At 66.8% G+C, this 16,849-nt stretch carries 14 protein-coding genes; 8 read left to right on the top strand and 6 right to left on the bottom strand.

What is annotated here, in order from left to right; genetic code table 11:
* The first annotated feature begins 7 nt into the window (after positions 1-7).
* Positions 8-1,204, top strand: a complete 1,197-nt coding sequence (locus AC2FAN_RS03875; RefSeq protein WP_485172773.1) for an efflux RND transporter periplasmic adaptor subunit — start codon at positions 8-10, stop codon at positions 1,202-1,204.
* Positions 1,201-4,335, top strand: coding sequence for an efflux RND transporter permease subunit (locus tag AC2FAN_RS03870; RefSeq protein WP_485172772.1), 3,135 nt, complete (start codon positions 1,201-1,203; stop codon positions 4,333-4,335). The genes AC2FAN_RS03875 and AC2FAN_RS03870 overlap by 4 nt, the downstream gene beginning before the upstream one ends.
* Positions 4,336-4,344: 9 nt before the next feature.
* On the opposite strand, the gene AC2FAN_RS03865 is transcribed toward AC2FAN_RS03870, so the two are convergent.
* The 3 genes from AC2FAN_RS03865 to AC2FAN_RS03855 form a co-directional block, all read right to left on the bottom strand.
* Positions 4,345-6,021, bottom strand: a complete 1,677-nt coding sequence (locus tag AC2FAN_RS03865; protein ID WP_265052745.1) for a saccharopine dehydrogenase family protein — start codon at positions 6,019-6,021, stop codon at positions 4,345-4,347.
* Positions 6,021-6,431, bottom strand: a complete 411-nt coding sequence (locus AC2FAN_RS03860; protein ID WP_485172771.1) for a thiol-disulfide oxidoreductase DCC family protein — start codon at positions 6,429-6,431, stop codon at positions 6,021-6,023. Before AC2FAN_RS03860 ends, AC2FAN_RS03865 begins: the two co-directional genes overlap by 1 nt.
* A 111-nt stretch (positions 6,432-6,542) precedes the next feature.
* A complete protein-coding gene (locus tag AC2FAN_RS03855; RefSeq protein WP_265052747.1) occupies positions 6,543-7,781 on the bottom strand; it encodes an aspartate kinase in 1,239 nt (412 codons plus the stop codon).
* Between the two features lie 143 nt (positions 7,782-7,924).
* Here AC2FAN_RS03855 and ubiG point away from each other — a divergent pair, with 143 nt between their 5' ends.
* Complete coding sequence (gene ubiG / locus AC2FAN_RS03850) at positions 7,925-8,680, top strand: bifunctional 2-polyprenyl-6-hydroxyphenol methylase/3-demethylubiquinol 3-O-methyltransferase UbiG (protein WP_485172770.1); 756 nt, start codon at positions 7,925-7,927, stop codon at positions 8,678-8,680.
* A 43-nt stretch (positions 8,681-8,723) separates the two neighbouring features.
* On the opposite strand, the gene AC2FAN_RS03845 is transcribed toward ubiG, so the two are convergent.
* Entirely contained in the window at positions 8,724-9,026 is a 303-nt protein-coding gene (locus tag AC2FAN_RS03845; RefSeq protein ID WP_485172769.1) for a hypothetical protein, read from the bottom strand.
* Positions 9,027-9,230: 204 nt separating this feature from the next.
* Between AC2FAN_RS03845 and ccrA the strand changes: the two genes are divergently transcribed.
* The 5 genes from ccrA to AC2FAN_RS03820 all read left to right on the top strand — a co-directional run bounded on the left by ccrA (position 9,231) and on the right by AC2FAN_RS03820 (position 14,857).
* Positions 9,231-10,502: a crotonyl-CoA carboxylase/reductase gene (gene ccrA / locus AC2FAN_RS03840; protein ID WP_485172768.1), complete on the top strand. Its 1,272-nt coding sequence runs from the start codon at positions 9,231-9,233 to the stop codon at positions 10,500-10,502.
* A 68-nt stretch (positions 10,503-10,570) separates the two neighbouring features.
* Complete coding sequence (locus tag AC2FAN_RS03835) at positions 10,571-11,230, top strand: glutathione S-transferase family protein (protein WP_485172767.1); 660 nt, start codon at positions 10,571-10,573, stop codon at positions 11,228-11,230.
* 104 nt (positions 11,231-11,334) lie between these two features.
* Positions 11,335-12,216, top strand: coding sequence for a DMT family transporter (locus tag AC2FAN_RS03830; RefSeq protein WP_485172766.1), 882 nt, complete (start codon positions 11,335-11,337; stop codon positions 12,214-12,216).
* Between the two features lie 77 nt (positions 12,217-12,293).
* A complete protein-coding gene (locus tag AC2FAN_RS03825) occupies positions 12,294-13,982 on the top strand; it encodes an acyl-CoA dehydrogenase family protein (protein ID WP_485172765.1) in 1,689 nt (562 codons plus the stop codon).
* 134 nt (positions 13,983-14,116) lie between these two features.
* Positions 14,117-14,857, top strand: coding sequence for an SIMPL domain-containing protein (locus tag AC2FAN_RS03820; RefSeq protein ID WP_265052754.1), 741 nt, complete (start codon positions 14,117-14,119; stop codon positions 14,855-14,857).
* Here AC2FAN_RS03820 and AC2FAN_RS03815 read toward each other — a convergent pair.
* Both AC2FAN_RS03815 and AC2FAN_RS03810 read right to left on the bottom strand, forming a co-directional pair.
* Positions 14,829-15,776, bottom strand: coding sequence for a hypothetical protein (locus AC2FAN_RS03815; RefSeq protein ID WP_265052755.1), 948 nt, complete (start codon positions 15,774-15,776; stop codon positions 14,829-14,831). The two genes, AC2FAN_RS03820 and AC2FAN_RS03815, sit on opposite strands and share 29 nt — an antisense overlap.
* Positions 15,773-16,813: an aspartate carbamoyltransferase gene (locus AC2FAN_RS03810; protein WP_265052756.1), complete on the bottom strand. Its 1,041-nt coding sequence runs from the start codon at positions 16,811-16,813 to the stop codon at positions 15,773-15,775. Before AC2FAN_RS03810 ends, AC2FAN_RS03815 begins: the two co-directional genes overlap by 4 nt.
* Positions 16,814-16,849 lie beyond the last annotated feature (36 nt).

Here is a 16,849-nt window from a genome sequence, read left to right as displayed (position 1 = left end):
AGAGAACATGAAGCGTTCAGGATTTATCGTCGGTCTGGTTCTGGTCGCGGCTGTTGCCGCGGGCGTCTGGTATGTGCGTTCACGCGCGCCCGAAGGCGCGCAGACGGCCCGCAATCGCGGTGACGGCGCGGCTGTCGCGATCGTCTCCGCCGCTGCCGTCCAGGCTGACTTCCCGGTGCGCAAGCGCGCGATCGGCTTCGTCGAGACGCCGGCGAGCGTCGTGGTGCGCTCGCGCATCGACAGCCAGATCATGGCCCAGCACGTCACCGACGGGCAGTTCGTCAAGGCCGGCGACCTGCTCTTCACCCTCGACGACCGCGACATCAAGGCTCAGATCGCCAAGGACGAGGCGATGCTCGCGCGCGACGAGGCGACCCATACCCGCAACGTCGCCGATCTCGAGCGCTACAAGCAGCTCTTCATCCGCAATGCCGGCACGCAGGCGCAGGTCGATCAGGCGACCGCGGACGAGCGCAGCTCCGCGGCCAGCATCCAGGGCGACCATGCCACGCTCGATGCCGACCGGCTCAAGCTCGGCTATACGCGGATCACGGCACCGATCGAGGGCCGCATCGGCGCGGTCCAGGTCACGCCGGGCAACCTGGTCAGCGCCAATGCCAGCAACAGCAGCGGCGCCACCGGCCTGCTGACGATCACGCAGATGAAGCCGCTGCGCGTCTCCTTCGCCATGCCGGAGAATGAGCTGCCGACCCTGCACGGTGCGCTGGCCGCCGCCAAGCCCGTGCCGGTGACGGCCCGCGTGCCGAATTCGGGCCGCCCGCCGGTGGAGGGCAGGCTCAATTTCGTCGATTCGACGGTCGACATCACCTCTGGAACCATCACCGCCAAGGCCGCCTTCACCAATGACGACCTCACGCTCTGGCCCGGCCAGTATGTCGACGTCGAGATCATTCCGGAAACGCTGACCGGCGTCACCGTGATCCCCACCGTCGCGGTCCAGACCGGGCAGCAGGGGCCCTACGCCTTTGTCATCAAGCCGGATTCGACCGTCGACCTGCGCCAGATCAAGGTCGCGCTCAGCGACGGCGACAAGACGGCGTTGACCGAGGGCATCGCGCCGGGCGAGCGGGTCGTCACCGACGGACAGATGCGCCTGAAGCAGGGCACGCGGGTGCGGGAGCGTGCCGCGACGAGCGAGAAGCCGCCGCAAAGCACGCCGGTGGCGGAAGGCGCACGCTCATGAACATCTCGGCCTTCTGCATCAAGCACCCCGTCGCCACCATCCTGATGTCGGTCTCGCTGGTGCTGGCGGGGCTCTTCGCCTGGCGCTTCCTGCCGGTGGCCGCCTTGCCGCGTGCCGAGTTCCCGGTCGTCAACGTCTCCGCCCAATTGCCCGGCGCCTCGCCGGACACCATGGCGACCTCTGTCGCGACGCCGCTGGTCAAGCAGTTCGGCACCATCGCCGGCATCGACTCGATCTCGACCACGAACTCGCAGGGTTCGACCTCGATCGCGATCCAGTTCGTGCTGAACCGCGACATCGACGCCGCGGCCGCCGACGTGCAGGCCGCGATCACTCGCACCCAGCGGCAATTGCCGATCGAGATGACGACGCCGCCGAGCTACCGCAAGGTGAACCCGGCCGATGCGCCGATCATCCTGATGGCGCTGAAGAGCGATGTGGTGCCGCTCTCGCAGCTCGACGCCTTCGCCCAGCAGGTGATCTCGCCGGCGCTCTCCACGGTCGACGGCGTCGCCCAGGTCCTGATCTGGGGCAGCCAGAAATACGCGGTGCGCATCCAGATCGATCCGACCGCGCTGGCCGCGCGCGGCATCGGCCTCGATGAATTGCAGCTCGCGATCACCGCGACCAATGCCAATACGCCGGTCGGCACGATCCAGAACACGGCCCAGCAACTCACCATCCAGGCGCAGACCCAGCTCGCCAACGCCGCCCAGTTCTCCAACGTCATCATCGCGACGCGCGCGGGCAAGCCGGTCAGGCTCGGCGATGTCGCCAAGGTGATCGACTCCGTCGAGAATACCCAGACGCGCAGCACCTATGACGGCGTGCCGGCGATCGTGCTGGCGGTGCAGCGTCAACCCGACGCCAACACCGTGGAAGTCGTCGACCGCGTCAAGGCGATGATCCCGGCTTTCGAGGAGCAACTGCCGGCCGCTGCCTCGCTTTCGCTGCTCAACGACCGCTCGACCTCGATCCGCCAGGCCGTGGACGATGTGCAGCTCACCCTGCTGCTCACCATCGCCCTGGTGATCATGGTGATCTTCGCCTTCCTGCGCCGCGTCGCCGCAACCTTCATCCCGGCGGTGGCAGTTCCGATCTCCATCATCGCGACGCTGGCGGCGATGTATCTCCTCGATTTCTCGATCGACAACATCTCGCTCCTCGGCCTCACGCTATCGGTCGGCCTCGTCGTCGACGACGCCATCGTCATGCTGGAGAACATCGTCCGGCATATGGAGGAGGACGGGCTCTCGGCCTATGAGGCATCGCTGAAGGGCGCGAGCGAGATCGGCTTCACCATCATCTCGATCTCGCTCTCCCTGGTCGCGGTCTTCATTCCCGTGCTGCTCATGGGCGGCGTCATCGGCCGCATCTTCAACGAGTTCGCCGTGGTGGTGACGGTGTCGATCCTCGCCTCCGCCTTCGTCTCGCTGACGCTGACGCCGATGCTGTGCTCGCGCCTGCTCTCGGGCTACTCCGAGCATCATCAGGAGAACGCGCTCGGCCGCTGGCTCGAGAAAGGCTTCGACGCGATCCTCGCGGGCTATGATCGCGGGCTGAAGTTCTGCCTGCGCTTCCAGCCGCTGATGCTGCTGGCCTTCTTCTTGACCATGGCCGGCACGGTCTGGCTGCTGCAGACCGCACCGAAGGGCTTCTTCCCGCAGGAGGATATCGGCCAGCTCCAGGTCTCGACCGAAGCCCGGCAGGACATCTCCTTCGATGCGATGCTGAAGCTGCAGGCCGAGGTCGCCGACATCTTCCGCAAGTCGCCCTATGTCGCGCATGTGGCTTCGTCGGTGGGCGGCAATGGCGGCGGCGGAAGCGCGCTGAACTCCGGGCGCCTCTTCGTCGAGCTGAAGCCGCTGGACGAGCGTCCCAAGCTCGCGCAGGTTCTCACCTCGCTCCGTCGTGACCTCGCCCAGGTCGCGGGCATCAACACCTACATGGTGCCGGTGCAGAACCTGAACATCGGTGCGCGCTCCTCGAAGAGCCAGTATCAGCTCGTCGTGCAGGGGCTCGACCAGGCGCTGATGAACGACTGGTCCCTGCGGTTGGCTGACGCCATGAGCCGTGACCGGGAGGTTTTCGCCGACGTCACCACCGATCTGCAGAACAATGCTTTGCAGGCCACGCTCACGGTCGACCGCGACAAGGCCAATGCGCTGGGCATCGGTGCCGACATCCTGCGCTCGACGCTCTATTCGGGCTTCGGCGTCCGGCAGGTCTCGACGATCTATACGACTGGCGACAACTACAACGTCGTCGTGGAGTTCAATCCGAACGAACACTGGACGCCGGAGCGGCTGAACGCGATTCGCGTTCGCACCAAGAACGGCAATCTGGTGCCGTTCGGCGCCTTCGCCCGGATCGAGCGCACGGCAGGCCAGCTCACGGTCAACCAGCTCGGCCAGCTCCCGGCGGTGACGATCTCCTACAACCTGCCGCCCGGCGTCGCGCTCGGCGACAGCGTCAACCGCATCAATGCGCTCAAGGAGCAGATCGGCCTGCCGAAGTCGCTTTCGACCACGCTCGCCGGCACCGCCAAGACCTTCCAGGATTCGCTGGCGAACCAGGGGCTGCTGATCGCGGGCGCGATCCTGACGATCTACATCGTGCTCGGCATCCTCTACGAGAGCTTCATCCACCCGCTGACGATCCTGACCGGCCTGCCATCCGCCGCGATCGGCGCGCTCGGGGCGCTCAGGCTCTTCGACATGGATCTCTCGGTGATCGCCATCATCGGCCTGCTCATGCTGATCGGCATCGTCAAGAAGAACGCGATCATGATGATCGACGTCGCCCTCGTGCTCCTGCGGGAGGGCAAGAGTGCGCAGGAGGCGATCCATCAGGCCTGCGTGATGCGCTTCCGGCCGATCCTGATGACGACGCTGGCGGCGTTGATGGGCACGCTGCCGATAGCGCTCGGCGCCGGCGCCAGCGCGGAGCTGCGCCAGCCGCTGGGCATCGCGGTGGTCGGCGGCCTGATGATCTCGCAGGTGCTGACGCTGTTCATCACGCCCGTCCTGTTCCTCTACATGGACAGGCTGTCGAACGGGCTCCTCCGGCTCGGTGGCTGGCTGCGGGGCAGCAAGCAGGATCCGGCGCAGATCACCCATCCGGCTGAGTGAAAAACCGGCTCATGCCCTGGGCGTGAGCCAGCCGACATAGCGCACGAGCAGACCGAAGATCGGCAGCGTCAACTTCACGTCGAAATGGAAGCGGCCCTGCGTATCCACACTCTCGGTCGCCTCCGATCGCGGCAGCAGGAAGCGGGGCAGGGGTAGACCCAGCATCCGAGCGGCGGCGACGGGGAGCCTGAGTTCGCCGTTCCCGGCCGTGACATCGAGGCGGAAGCTCACGGGGCCAAAGCGCTCACGCAAACAGCCGCCCCGGTCGAGGTCGAGGTCGAGACGGGACGAGAAGCGACAGCCGCCGAAATTGCGGGTCCAGATCTCCGCCGCGCCGCCTTCCATGGCGGTGCGCTCGACACTGACAGTCACCGGCACGTCGTCTGTGGCTTCGGGCAAGCCGATGATGCGCCGCAGCAGCCAGGCGACCGGACTCTTGCCGTTCTCCACCCGGGCGCGACCTCGCCAGACGGGATAGCCCTCGGCGCCGTGGAAGGCCTGCAAAGGCCCAGGCAGTGCAGAGAAGGTGGCGGTGTCCAATGCCCGCTGCAGCAGCGCGGGGCCATGCGCTTTGCTTTCGATGTGCGTCGTGATCGCATAGGGAGCCAGTTCGGCCTCGATCTCCCTGAGCGTCAGTGCTCCGGCCGCCGGGCGAGCCCCCGCTTCGAGCGCCCCCCGCATGAGCGCGCGCAACGCCGCAGCCGCAGCTAGCGTCGGGACCTGAGGCCCGTCGCCCTGTTCGGCCAGCAATGACCAGCGCGCCTGGCGCAGAATGCCGTCGTCATCGAGCCCGGTCACCGTGACCAGCATGCCGCCACGATTGGATGTCGTGGCCTGCGTCAGCCTGCGCGCAGCCAGGAGGGCAGGGATCAACCCGTCGAGGGATCTGATGAGTCCTGTCCGACGCAACCACGCCAGCGCCATCAGCCCCCATTGCTCGATATGCGACTCAAGGCCGGCATGAAATCCGATCCGCGAGGCGACGCCGAGTCGTGGGCCGAGCCATTGCACATCGACCGTCTCGACCGCCGCCACACGCTGCCGCCGCAGCCGGGGCATGGCGATAACCCGGCTGTCGAGCCAGCCTGTCGTCTCCTGCAACTCGCCTTCGCGCCAGACCGGAACCGGTCGCCCTGCGTAGCTCAGGATCGCCGCAATGACCGCCTCGCCGACTTCGCTGCGCCCGCCCGGTGTGATCGCGATGTCGATCGCATCGATCCGCTTCCAGCCGCCTGTGATCGCCGCGACTGCGGCGGTGGACAGGGCCGGAGTCGAACTTGCTCCGGCAAGCGCCACCAGCCCGCGCGAGCGCGCGATTTCGTCGAGCACCGGGCCATAGCCGAGGATGTAGTCTCGCGCATCGGCGAGGTCGACGACATGGGCGCCGGCTTCGAGCGCGGCACGCGGCACGTCGTAGCTGGCGCCCTGGAACGGCCCTGAGGCGTCGATGACCAGCCACGGCGCGATCTCGGTGAGGCGATCGGCAAGGCCGTTTCGATGATCGAGCCCGATCCCGGAGACCGTCGTCCCCGGCGCGGCGCGGATGGCCCGCGCCGCGGCCTGAGCCTTGTCGGCGTCGCGCGAGGTCACGATGAGATCAAGCCCTTCCGTCCGGGCGAGATGATGTGCGAGCCGACGGCCGAAAACGCCGGTCCCACCGATCAGGAGCACGCGCCGCCGGCCCATCATGTCTCCGGCAGGGTGAACCGATGGCGCTGGGCCGGATCGGGCATCTCGCAGGCGGTCTTTTGCCCGAAGAGGCGGTAGCGGTTGCGCGCGACACGGTCGTAGAGCCAGTCCCGCAAGGGTTTCGGCAAGAGGCGCCCCGCCAATAGCAGCCGCGCCGGCCCATCGAGATGGTCGAGCAGCGCCAGCACCCCAGCGGATTTCGCGAGCGCCCGGCCGTTTTCGATGAAGAGGAAGCTTTCAGGCGTATCGGGGTCGATGCCGTGCGCCAGTGCCAGCGCTCGCCCCTCGCGCGACTGGATCGCAACGAAGCGGATCGCATGGTCGCGCTCATGCTTCAGCGTGTAACGCACCCCGCCGGAACAAAGCACGCAGACGCCGTCATAGAGCCAGATCGGCGCGGCGCTCATATGTGCTGATCCCGGTAGCGGCCGCTCTGGTAGATCAAGCTCCTAGAGGTCGGACGAGGGTGCTCTGTGAATTCCGGGTTGAGTCCGGAAGACGTGCAGTTCGCTGCGGCCTCAGGCGGCGTCGAGGCCGTAGAGCGAGTGCAGCGTGCGCACCGCGAGTTCGGTATAGGCCGCGTCGATCAGGACCGAGAACTTGATCTCGGAGGTGGTGATGGCGCGGATGTTGATGCCCTTCTCGGCGAGCGCCCGGAAGGCGCGGGCCGCGACGCCCGCATGCGAGCGCATGCCGACGCCGATCGCCGAGATCTTCACCACGTCGGTGGCGCCCTGGATCTCCTGATAGGCAATCACGTCGTGCTTGCTCTCGAGCAGTGTCTTGGCGCGCTCGTAATCGGCCGTCGGCACGGTGAAGGTGATGTCGGTCGTCGCCTGGTCGTCCGAGACGACCTGGATGATCATGTCGACATTGATGTTGGCATCGGCGAGCGGGCCGAAGATCGCGGCGGCGACGCCGGGCTTGTCGGCCACGCGCCGAAGCGTGATCTGGGCTTCGTCCCGGGAGAAGGCGATGCCGGTGACGATCTGCTGTTCCACGATGTCGTCCTCGTCGCAGATGAGGGTGCCAGGATTGGGGTTTTCGGGGTCGTCGAAGGAGGAGCGCACATAGGTCGGCACGCGATGCAGCATCGCGATTTCGACCGAGCGCACCTGCAGTACCTTGGAGCCGAGCGAGGCCATTTCGAGCATTTCCTCGAAGGAGACCCTGTCCATGCGCTTGGCCTTGGGGACGATGCGCGGATCGGTGGTGTAGACGCCGTCGACATCGGTGTAGATGTCGCAGCGATCGGCCTTGAGGCCGGCGGCGAGCGCCACCGCGCTGGTGTCCGAGCCGCCGCGGCCGAGCGTGACGATACGGTGCGTGCGCGGATTGACGCCCTGGAAGCCGGAGCAGACGGCGATCTCGCGGTTGCGGTCGAAGCCGGCGAGGATGCCGGCGCCGTCGACGCCCTCGATCCGGGCCGAGCCATGCGCGTCGGAGCCGTAGAGCGGAATCTGCCAGCCCTGCCAGGAGCGGGCAGGTAGACCCATCTCCTGCAGCACGATCGCCATCAGCCCGGAGGTGACCTGCTCGCCCGAGGCGACGACGGTGTCGTACTCGGCGTGGTCGTAGAGCGGCGACGCTTCCTTGCACCAGGCGACGAGTTCGTTGGTCTTGCCCGACATCGCCGAGACGACGATCGCGACCTCGTTGCCGGCCTCGAACTCGCGTTTGACGTGCCGCGCCGCGTTCTTGATGCGCTCGACAGTGGCGACTGAGGTGCCACCGAATTTCATCACCAGACGGGCCATGACGGTCTTTTCGGCTCTCGATAGCTGCCCCCGACGGTAAGGCCGGGTCGAAAACTCGCCCTCGCACTGGCGGCGGGGCGGGTGTAGATGACGGGCGGCAGGCGCGGTGTCAATGCGGCATCGCATAAACGAAGGACCGGATCATGGCGGCTGCGAGTGAGCGCACAGGCTCGACGATAGACCCGGCCGAGGTCGCGCGCTTCGATGCGATCGCGCGCGACTGGTGGGATCCGAAGGGGCCGATGGCCGTCCTGCACAAGTTCAATCCAGTCCGGCTGGCCTTCGTGCGCGACGAGGCCTGCGCTCATTTCGGCCGCGACACGAAGCAGATGCGGGCGCTTTCGGGCCTGAGCCTCGTCGATATTGGCTGCGGCGGCGGCGTGCTGTCAGAGCCGCTGGCAAGGCTCGGCGCCGAGGTGACGGGCCTCGACCCGGCCCCGACCAATATCGCCGTCGCCAGCGCCCATGCCGAGAAGGCCGGTCTCGCCATCGACTATCGCGAGGAGACGATCGAGGCGGTCGTGGAATCCGGCAAGCGCTTCGACATCGTGCTGGCGATGGAGGTCGTCGAGCATGTCGCCGATGTCGAGGCCTTCGTCGCCGCCTGCTGCGCGGCTGTGAAGCCCGATGGGCTGCTGGTGATGGCGACGATCAATCGCACGCTGAAATCCTATGCGCTCGCCATCGTCGGTGCCGAATACGTGCTGCGCTGGCTGCCGAAGGGAACCCATGACTGGGAGAGGTTCGTGACGCCGGACGAACTCGGCGAAGCGATCGAAGCCAACGGCTTCATGCTCGGGACGCGGACGGGCGTGGTCTACAATCCGCTGACCGGCCGTTGGAGCGCCGCGCGCGACATGGACGTGAACTACATGCTCGCCGCCAGCCGGAGCGGTTGAACCGCTGCGCGGGGGCATCGCAATCGCGCTTCGGGATTGACCCTCACGGCCGGACGACCGCGGCAACGACCAACAGGACAAGCCCCGATCCGACCGCGATCGCCGCGCGCAATGCGTTGGCATCGATGCGCGTCGGAATGCCAAAACGGTGCCAAAGCCATGCGCCGGCGTAGGCGCCGATCAGGATGAACCCGGCGTTGAACATGATGCCGAAGCCGGCGTTTCCGAGCAGCATGTCGGAAATCCAGCCGAACAGGAGCGCTGTCAGCACGATCATCGTCACGACGATGAGGATCGACAGGAGCGGCAGGTCGGGCAGGCCGATCATCATCAGCAGACTGCGCATCGCTTCCCCTCCGTGTCGTGCCAGCGCGCAGGATGGGGCTCAACGGTGAAGAAACCGCAAGCGCCCGGTGGAGTTGGATTTTGCGTTGCGGCGTGATTCCTTAGATGAATGGCGCAGCGCAGCATATGATGCATGATCGGCGGATAATCCCGCCCGCGATGTCCTAGGCTTCGCGACGGACGGATCAGAGCAGGGGAGACGACCATGTCGAAGTCGCAGGCTGCCGTGAAATCGTTGAAGGACCTCTACGAACTCGACGAGTTGCCGCCGCTCGGCCATGTCCCGGAGAAGATGTACGCCTGGGCGATCCGGCGCGAGCGTCACGGGCCGCCGCAGGAGAGCTTTCAGGTCGAGGTCGTGCCGACCTGGTCGATCGGCGAGGAGGAGGTTCTGCTCCTCGTGATGGCCGGTGGCGTCAACTACAACGGCATCTGGGCCGGGCTCGGCCAGCCGATCTCGCCCTTCGACGTCCACAAGGGTTCGCTGCATGTCGCCGGCTCCGATGCCTCCGGCATCGTCTGGGCCGTCGGCTCCAAGGTGAAGCGCTGGAAGGTCGGGGACGAGGTCATCGTCCACTGCAACCAGGATGACGGCGACGACGAGGAGTGCAATGGCGGCGACCCGATGTTCTCCCCCTCCCAGCGCATCTGGGGCTACGAGACGCCGGACGGCTCCTTCGCGCAGTTCTGCCGGGTGCAGTCGCGCCAGCTCATGCTGAAGCCGAGGCACCTCTCCTGGGAGGAGTCCGCCTGCTACACGCTGACGCTGGCGACCGCCTACCGCATGCTTTTCGGCCACGCCCCGCACACCATCAAGCCGGGCGACAACGTGCTCGTCTGGGGCGCCTCCGGCGGTCTCGGCGTCTTCGGCGTCCAGCTCTGTGCGGCGTCGGGCGCCAACGCCATCGGCGTCATCTCCGACGAGACCAAGCGCGATTACGTCCTGGGCCTCGGCGCCAAGGGCGTGATCAACCGCAAGGATTTCAACTGCTGGGGCCAGATGCCCACGGTCAATTCGCCGGAATACGCGGAGTGGACCAAGGAAGCCCGCAAGTTCGGCAAGGCGATCTGGGACATCACGGGCAAGAAGGACGTCGACATCGTCTTCGAGCATCCCGGCGAGGCGACCTTCCCGGTTTCCTGCCTCGTCGCCAAGCGCGGCGGCATGGTGGTGTTCTGCGCGGGGACCTCGGGCTTCAACATCACCTTCGACGCCCGCTATGTCTGGATGCGGCAGAAGCGCGTCCAGGGCTCGCATTTCGCCCATCTCAAGCAGGCGAGCGCCGCCAACCAGTTCGTGCTGGACCGGCGCATCGACCCCTGCATGTCCGAGGTCTTCCCCTGGGACAAGATCCCGCTCGCCCATCACAAGATGTGGAAGAACCAGCACGCGCCGGGCAACATGGCCGTGCTCGTCTATGCGCCGCGCACCGGCCTCAGGACCTATGAGGATGTGGCCGAGGCGCTCGGCAGATAATCCGATTGCAAAACAGGATCGGTTTCCGTATTGACTGATTGCAAAATGAGATCAGTCAGGAGGAAGCCGTGTCGCTGACGCTCTATGCCCATCCCTTCTCGTCCTACAGCCAGAAGGTGCTGATCGCGCTTTACGAGAACGACACGCCCTTCACCTATCGCGTGCTCGGCCCCGAGGATCCGGAGGCCGGCGCCGAATGGGCTGCCCTGTGGCCGATGAAGCGCATGCCGGTTCTGGTCGATGGCGGCACGACGGTGCTGGAATCGACAGTCATCATCGAGCATCTCGCCTTGTTCCATCCCGGACAGGTGCGGCTGCTGCCGGCCGATCCGAAAGCCGCGCTCGCCGTCCGCATGATGGATCGCTTCTTCGATAACTACGTCATGACGCCAATGCAGGCGATCGTCTTCGACCATCTGCGGCCCGCCGGGGAACGCGACCCCTATGGCGTCGCCAGGGCGCGCGAGCAGCTGGACGAGGCCTATCGCTGGCTCGACGGGGCGCTCGCCCAGCGCCATTGGGCCTGTGGCGACGACTTCACCCTGGCCGATTGCGCGGCCGCGCCGTCGCTGTTCTATGCCGATTGGGTTCACCGGATCGATACCGCATTCGGCCATGTCCGCGCCTACCGTGCCCGGTTGCTGGCGAGGCCATCATTCGCGCGGGCGGTCGACGAAGCCCGGCCCTTCCGCAAGCTGTTTCCGCCCGGCGCTCCCGACCGCGACTGAGAGGCCTTGCCCCTCGGCAGGGACATGGGCCAGGCGCGCTGGCGCTCTGTATCGGTGGGCGCATCGGCGATAGAGACGCCGAGGTCCCGCGGTCCCAGGTTTCAATGTCCTCGCCCTTCATCCTGCGCGCGATACCGCTGGTCTTCACCTTCCTCTGGTCGACGGGCTGGATCGTCGCCGGCTATTCGGCACGCTATGCCGATGCATTGACCTTTCTCGCCGTGCGCTTCGCCAGCGCGGCGCTGCTCGTCTCGCTGCTGGCTCTGGCGATGGGCGCACCCTGGCCGCGCAGCTGGCGCGCGCTGCGCGACGCGGCGATCTCCGGCATCCTGCTGCACGGTATCTATCTCGGCTGCCTCTGGTGGGCGGTGCGCCACGGGCTTCCGGCGGGCATCTCCGGGCTCATCGCCGGCCTGCAGCCGGTGCTGACGGCATTGTTCGCTCCGGTGATGCTGGGGGAGCGTATCTCGGGCGTCCGCTGGCTCGGCATCCTCTGCGGCTTCGCCGGCATCGCGATCGTGCTGGAGCCCCAGCTCGCCGGTGTCCAGCCCGCCGCGCTGTGGGGCATCCTCGGGCCGATCCTGATCAACGTGATCGGCATGTTCTCCGTGACCTTGGGTTCCTTCTATCAGAAGGCGCACGTCTCTTCCGGCGACCTGCGGACGGTGACGGCGATCCAGTATGTCGCCGCCTGCCTCGTCGTGCTGCCCTTCGCCTTTGCGTTCGAGCCGATGCACATCGAATGGAACCTGACCATGCTGCTGGTGCTGGCATGGTCTGCCGTCGTGCTCTCGCTCGGCAGCATCGGGCTCTACTTCTTCATGATCCGCCGCGGCGAGGTCTCGCGCATCGCGACCTTCCTCTATCTCGTGCCCGCGCTGGTCGCCGTGGAGGCCTGGATTCTCTTCGGCGAGACGCTCTCGCCGCTGCAGGTCGGCGGCATGGCCGTCACCATCCTCGGCGTCGTCCTGGCGAGCCGGAAATAGCCCTCCCCAAAAAGGAGGATTTCGGTTTCGCTTGAACTCCCCTTATGCTGCGCCGCAACAAAGGGGAGGTCGAAATCATGGGCGCCAGCATCGCCACCAAGCCGGAAAGCCGGGCCAATGCGATCGAGCTGATCGAAGCGGCATTGCCGGGTTTCGAGACGCTGTTCCAGGAAGCGGTCGCGTCGGTCCGGCAGAAGGTGCTCGTCGACGGCCGCATCTCCTCGGCGCGGCTCGAGGCGGAGCAGCATGCGGCGCACGGCCTGTCCTGGCTCGCGACCTATGTCGCGGCGTTGCGCGAGCTCAAGGCCTATGGCGAGCGGCTGCAGGGCGACGGGCGCTACGGTGCCGTCGAGGACTACGCGCTGCGGATCGGCGCGGGTGAATATGCCGCGCAGATCTTCGGCGGCATTCCGATGAGCCAGGGCGAGATCGTCCGCCTGCCGGCGCTCGGCCTATCGCAGAAGGCCATTGCCACCGCCCACTCGGATGCGGCCGAGGCTCTGATCGCGGAGGGCAACACGCCGGAGAACCGCGCCCGCTTCGTTGCGCTGTTCAGCCAGGATCAGGGCGCGGCCAGCGTCGGCGATCCCGGCCTCGACGAGACGCTGGAGGCTATCCGCTCGGAGATGCGCCGCTTCTGCGCTGCGGAGGTGACGCCCCATGCCCATGAATGGCACCTCGCCAACGAATACATCCCGATGCCGGTCGTCGAGAAGATGGCCGAGCTCGGCGTCTTCGGCCTGACGATCCCTGAGGAATTCGGCGGCATGGGGCTGTCGAAGGTCTCGATGTGCGTCGTCTCGGAGGAGCTGTCGCGCGGCTATATCGGCGTCGGCTCGCTCGGCACCCGTTCCGAGATCGCGGCCGAACTCATCCTCTGCGGCGGTACGCCCGAGCAGAAGGAAAAATGGCTGCCCAAGCTCGCGTCGGGCGAGGTCCTGCCGACCGCCGTCTTCACAGAGCCGAACACCGGCTCCGACCTCGCCTCGCTCCGCACCAGGGCGGTGAAGGAAGGCGAGGGGGAGGACGCGGTCTGGAAGGTCCATGGCAACAAGACCTGGATCACCCATCCTGTCCGCGCCGACATCATGACGCTGCTGGTCCGCACCGATCCGTCGGAGCCGGGCTACAAGGGCCTCTCGATGCTGATCGCGGAAAAGCCGCGCGGCACCGATGAGGACCCCTTCCCGGTGGCGGGTCTGACCGGCGGCGAGATCGAGGTGCTCGGTTATCGCGGCATGAAGGAATACGAGCTCGCCTTCGACGGTTTCGCGGTCAAGGCCGAGAACCTGCTCGGCGGCGTGCCGGGGCAGGGCTTCAAGCAGCTCATGCAGACCTTCGAGGCCGCGCGCATTCAGACGGCCGCCCGCGCCATCGGCGTGGCGCAGTCGGCCTTCGACCTCGGCTTGCGCTACGCGCAGGAGCGCATCCAGTTCGGCAAGCCGCTGATCGCCTTCCCGCGTGTCGCCGACAAGCTCGCGATGATGGCGGCCGAAATCCTGATCGCCCGGCAACTCACCTATTTCGCCGCGCGCGAGAAGGATGCCGATCGGCGCTGCGACCTCGAGGCCGGCATGGCCAAGCTGCTCGGCGCCCGCGTCGCCTGGGCGGCGGCGGACAATGCCCTGCAGATCCATGGCGGCAACGGTTTCGCGCTGGAATACCCGGTGAGCCGCGTGCTCTGCGACGCCCGCATCCTCAACATCTTCGAGGGCGCGGCCGAAATCCAGGCGCAGGTGATCGCGCGCCGTCTGGTGGAGGAATAGGCTCGGCCGGCGGCGCCGCGTGGCATCGGCCCGCGGGCGCCGCTTTTCAGGGCATGCCGTGATAATTTCGACAAGATGTCCCTGCTCGGATGAGCTGCCCGGCCGATCGAATGCCGGGAGCATCAGGAGTCATCATGTCGAATCGCCTTGCCTTCGCTTTGGCCGGAACCGTCCTCGTCAGCGCTGCCGCGCTGTTTTCCGCCTCCGCGATGGCCCAGCAGAACCTGGCCGGCCCGCAGCCCGCGCCGCGCATCAGTGTGACCGGCGAGGGAGAGGTTGCTGTCGCGCCCGACATGGCGATCCTCAACCTGTCCGTGCTGCGCGAGGGCGAGACGGCGCGTGCCGCGCTGACCGCCAATAATGACGCGATGAAGCAGGTGCTGGCGGCGCTCAAGGAAGCCGGGGTTGCCGAACGCGACCTGCAGACCTCTGGCCTGAGCATCCAGCCGCGCTTTGCCCAGCCCGGCAAGGAGCGCAATGTCGAGCCGAAGATCAACGGCTACACCGTCAGCAACGGCGTGACGGTCCGTGTCCGCAAGCTCGCCGATGCCGGCGCCATCCTCGACAAGGCGGTCAGCCTCGGAGTCAACCAGGGTGGCGGCATCGTCTTCGTCAAGGACGACCTCAAGCCGACCCTGACGGAGGCACGCAAGCTCGCGGTCGCCGATGCCATCGCCCGGGCCAAGACCCTGGCCGAGGCCGCCGACATCAAGCTCGGCCGGATCCTGGCGATCGAGGAGCAGTCGAACCTGCCGCGTCCGATGCCTTATGGAGGGCCGATGCGGATGGCGGCGAGCGACGCTTCGGTTCCGCTGGCGAGCGGCGAGAACACCTATCGCACGCAGGTCAACGTGGTCTTCGAGATCGCGAACTGACCCCGGGCAGCCGGCCGGGCTTGTCTGCCGGCCGCTGCCGAACTCTGGAGCCGGCCTGCTGCGGCAGGCTGGCGACGACGACGCCGCACAGGACGACAAGCCCGGGCAGCAGCAGGTCCATCGGCGGCAGCTCCGCCAGGACCAGATAGGCCGCCAGAGTGATCAATGGCACGCGCAGCGTGTCCGCGCTGCAAAGCTGGAGCGGCGTAGCGTGGCGCGAGGCATTGGCCAGCGCTGCCTGCGAGACGAAACCGCCGACGATCAGCGCCAGAACCGCTCCGCCGATCACGGCAAGCTCGGGCGCCGGAAAGGCGAGGCGGTAAGGCTGCGGGGGCGGCGACCACTGCTCCGGCACGGCAAACCAGAGCAGCAGGTAGAGCGGCAGCTGGATCGCATGCATCAGCACCACGATGGACAATGTGCTGCGATGCATGGCCAGGCCGGCCAGCATGAGATTGGTCGTCGTCAGGACGGCGACCGCGCCGACTGCGATCGCGATATCGCTGTTGGGCACGGCGTTCAGCTTGAGGAGCAGCAGGCCGATGCCGATCGCGAGAAGAGCCAGGCCGAGCGCGGGGACGGCGCCGGGCCTCCGGCGCAACGTCAGGAACAGCAGGATCGCAGCGACAAGCGGGCCGGTGAACTCGATGGTGGTGACCAGCGTCAGCGGCAGATGCGACAGGCTCCAGATCAGCGCCAGCGAGCCGACAAGATGCAGCACGCTGCGGATGATGTCGTCGCGCAGCCTTGTGGGCAGGAAGCTCCGCAGACGCCCGGCGCCGCTCGCCCAGACGATGGAGCTGGCAATGGCGAGGCTGCCGATCGAGCGCAGAAGGCCGATTTCGATGATGGTGAGATAGCCCGCCAGGAGGCGGATCGAGAGGGCGATGGCGAGGTAGGAAGCGAGGTAGGCGCTCATCCACCCGAGGAACGCCGGAAACTGTCGGCCTGTCCGGTCCACGGGATGCCCGACAGCATGCGGTCCAGTATGGCCATCCGTGTCGGCACCGAGAGCTGAACCTGGCGGAAATAGCCTGCGTTCGGAAGGCTGTCGCATGAGGTGTCGAGCTCCGAGAAGCGCGGAAGGGGGTTGAGGATCAGCGTGTCTGACCGGGCATCCAGGATTTTGCGGGCGGTGAGGGTGAAGGGTTCGCTTTCCTTTTCCTTGTCGACGGCCTCGTTGCCGAGCGCGGCATGCGCGAACCTGCTCATGTCCTGCATCTGGATGCTGAGAACATCGTGGTCGAGCGTTTGCCGGATGTCGTGCACGACGCCGACGGTGCTGCCGAGATCGGCGAGGACGGCCATGGCCTCGCGCATCACCGGGTTGATCGGCACGTCGGGCAGGCAGCACAGCGTGAAGCGCTTCGGCGGGCAGAGTCTGAGCATCTTGACGAAGGAGACGGCGAAGCGCGCCCGCGTGTCGCTGGAAAGGGCGATGCTGAGGGTCTCGATTTCACCGCGCATCTGCCGGATGGCGAAGATGTCGATCAGGGCCTGGGTCGGGTGTTCGTCGGCGCCGTTGCCGGCGTTGATGACCGGCAGATAGCTCAGCCGTCCGACGCGGTAGGGCATGTCTTCCATATGCGAGCGGACCACGATCAGATCGCTGTAGAGCTCGACGGTATGGATGTGGTCCTCGATGGACTCGCCCGTCGCGCTGCCGATGCGGCTGCGGTCGGTGTCGTAGGCATCGATCGACTGGTGGCCGAGCCGGGCGGCCGCGGCCTGGAAGCCGAGCCGCGTGCGCGTGCTGCGCTGGTCGAACAGCGTCGCGATCACCTTCGGCCGCCGGCGCGGCGCAGGCGGCTGCTCGGGAAGGGGAAGCCCGGCTTTCTCCATGTCTTCCTCGCGCAGATACCGCTCGGCCCGTTCGATGATGTCGTCGAGGTCGAAGCGCGAAACGGCATCGGCGCTCAGCAGATCCTTCCCGCTCGGATAGTTCGGGCGCTGCATCCAAGGCCTCCGGCTCGCGCGGGCGTCTGCAGCCGG

Source organism: Allobosea sp. RIT-PG3_2, from assembly GCF_057321085.1.
Note: the sequence above shows the minus strand (reverse complement) of the source record. Positions and strands in the feature narration are given on the sequence as shown.